We start from the raw sequence: 797 nt of genomic DNA, 5'->3' as shown, positions 1-797 counted from the left end.
GGGGCTGCCGCGTTCCGCGGACGACGGACAGCCGGCACGATCTCGGGGTCTAGCTGGTCCGCGCCAGCGGGCCGGATGATCCGGAGGCGCAGAACGCGCCGGACCTTCCGAGGCGCAAATTCCGGGCTTCGGAGCCGAGCCGCATCTGGCTCGTCGGCATCAGCGCCGCCAATGGTTGCTCGAACCGGTGGCGCAACCTTGGCAACTACCCACTGGCGAGGGCCGGCTCTGCCTGGCGGCGGTCAAGGAGGTCGCCATCGTGGCGCCGCTGGCCGAGACCGATGGCGAACGCCGCCATGGAGATCGCCGGCCCCTCCCGGCAATTGCACGCAATCGCCTGCCGGGCGGCGGGTCGATGTCCGGCCGCCTGAAGGGCAGCCCCGCGGCCGGCGCCGGGGCCGGTCTGTCATTCAGACAGGGGCGTCCAACATGCTGCCGGGGACTGCAGGCGGCTCCCGGAGGCATGGAAAGCCGGCGCATCGATGGGCGGGACAGGGGATTGCCTCGAGTTCAAGCCGGGCCGCGCCAGCGGACCGGATGATCCGGGGGACCGATCGAAGGCGCCGATGGAGGGCTTCTTCGGCTCCTTGGTGGCCGAGCTGGTCCGCCGCGCCAGGTTCCGGTCGCGCCGCGAAGCCAGGGCGGCGCTGTCCAGGTGCATCGCGATCTTCTGCAGCCGCCTGCGCCGCCACCCGAGCACCGGCTGCCGGAGGCCCGAGCAGGCAGGGATCGGCATGGCCGCCGCAATGGCGGAATGGTGAATATCGGCCAAGTCCGGAATCCGGGGGGCAAGGTCA

At 71.6% G+C, this 797-nt stretch carries 1 protein-coding gene; it reads right to left on the bottom strand.

Translation table 11 applies throughout. The features are described from left to right. Nucleotides 1-406: 406 nt before the first annotated feature. A partial coding sequence (locus HCC78_RS33465) for a hypothetical protein (protein ID WP_216671430.1) occupies nt 407-797 on the bottom strand: 391 nt, incomplete at its 5' end.

The organism is Mangrovicoccus sp. HB161399, assembly GCF_013184745.1.
Classification (GTDB): Bacteria; Pseudomonadota; Alphaproteobacteria; order Rhodobacterales; family Rhodobacteraceae; genus Mangrovicoccus.
The sequence above is the reverse complement of the archived record's forward strand: the minus strand, read 5'-3'. Positions and strand labels throughout refer to the sequence as shown.